The following is a 1,983-nucleotide window of genomic DNA, read 5'->3' as shown; positions in this document are numbered from 1 at the left end:
TTCGGTTTCTCACCGCCGCCGTAGCCGAGAGCATTCGACGGGCCTCAGAGGCGGGGCAACTGGGATCCCTGGCCCCCCAGCAAGCCACAGCGATTGCCCCCGTGATCCAGATCCCCAGCGACCCTCGCTACGGCGATTACGCCTGTCCCACCCCCCTGGGCATGGCCAAGCTCTGCCGCCTAGCACCGGCCCAGATCGCCCAAACCCTGCAAAAACACTTGGATCTGCCGGACATCGAAACTCAGGTGGCGGGAGGAGGGTATCTCAACTTCCGGCTGGGGGATCCCTTTTTGGCCGAGCGCTTGCAGGAGCTGCTGCATCTGGGAGAAAACTTCGGCAAAACAGCCATTCCCCATCCTGAGCGCATTCTGCTGGAGTTTGTCTCCGCCAACCCGACGGGGCCTTTGCACGTCGGCCATGGGCGCTGGGCTGCCGTTGGCTCTACGTTGGCCAACTTGCTGCACTGGACGGGCCACCAGGTGGAGCGGGAGTTTTACATCAACGATGCCGGCAACCAGATGCGGCTCTTGGGCCAGTCTCTGGAGGTGCGGGTGCGGCAACTGCAGGGGGAAGAGGTGGCTCTGCCCGAAGATGCCTACCATGGCAGTTACTTGGTCGATATTGCCCGGCGGCTGTTGGGTCAGGTCAAGGCCGGGATCCGCCCTCTGCCCACCACCCTAGAGGAGTACACCGATTTTGCCTATGGGGAAATGCTGGCCTGGCAAAAGCAGACCCTGCAACAACTACGCACCGAGTTTGATCACTGGTTTAGCGAGCGCCGCCTGCACACCCCCGATCCCCAGACAGGCCTGAGCGCCATCCAGCAAGCTTTGCAGGAGCTGCAAGAGCGCGGCTTTCTCTACAAAGCCAAAGCGCCGCGGGGTGAGGATCCCAAGCCAGGGGCCGAAGAGGCCGTCTATTTCAAAACCCAAGAATTTGGCGACGACAAGGATCGGGTGGTGCAAAAGGCCGATGGTTCGTTCACTTATCTAGCCGCCGATATTGCCTACCACCGGGATAAAGTGCAGCGGGGATATCACCGGCTGATCAACATTCTTGGCTCGGATCACCATGGCTATATCGGCCGCTTAAAGGCGGCGGTGGGTGCCTTCAGCCCAGATGTCAAGCTGGAAATCTTGATTGGACAATTTGTCAAATTGTTCAAAACCGACCCGCAAACCGGTGAGAAAACCGAAGTGCGCATGTCCAAGCGCACCGGCAACTTTGTCTCACTCAATGACCTGATCGAAGATCCAGAAATTGGCGTGGGGGTCGATGCAGCCCGCTGGTTTTTGCTTAGCAGCAGCATGGACAGCCCCATCAACTTCGATTTGGATTTGGCCGTCAAGCAAACTTTCGATAACCCGGTCGTGTATGTTCACTACAGCCATGCCCGCTGTTGCACTCTGCTGCGGCGGCTACAGGAAGAAGAAAAGGTTGAACTGACCAACAAAGTCCCTTTGACGGAGCAACAAAAACTGCCCTACAAAGAGCCAGAAGAGCGGGCCCTGCTGCTGCGCTTGTTGGCCTTGCCGGATGAGCTGATCGCCGCTGCCGAAGAGCGCGCTCCCCACAAGATCATCCGCTATGCAGAAGCCATCGCCGCCGATTTCAACAAGTTTTACGACAACTGCCGTATTTTGCCGCTCTTGAAAGAGGATCCCCTTTTGGCCCAAGCCCGCATCCAATTGGTGCAGGCCACGCAGCAGGTTTTGTTTAACGTCCTCACCGGCATTCTCGGCCTGAGCGCGCCGGAGTCTATGTGATTTACGAAGGAGTGCCGTAAGGCCCCCAGCTCACGCTCTGGGCGGAAGCCAGCTATAGCGGTCGCGAGTAGGTCAATTGCAATAAACCGTTCCACAACGCATAGTCATTTATCTCACCGTCAAGGTGAAACAAACGACCGGTTGCTTCCTGCTAAGGCCTCTGGCCCGCTAGCGCGATCAGTTGAAATAGATGGTAATAAAAACCACGACTGCTATC

At 57.6% G+C, this 1,983-nt stretch carries 1 protein-coding gene; it reads left to right on the top strand.

What is annotated here, in order from left to right; translation table 11 throughout:
- A partial coding sequence (gene argS / locus NW820_RS12055; RefSeq protein ID WP_414407609.1) for an arginine--tRNA ligase occupies positions 1 to 1,766 on the top strand: 1,766 nt, incomplete at its 5' end.
- Positions 1,767 to 1,983 lie beyond the last annotated feature (217 nt).

The organism is Synechococcus sp. R55.7 (assembly GCF_047461955.1).
GTDB lineage: Bacteria > Cyanobacteriota > Cyanobacteriia > Thermostichales > Thermostichaceae > Thermostichus.
This window is presented reverse-complemented; position numbering and strand designations above follow the sequence as displayed.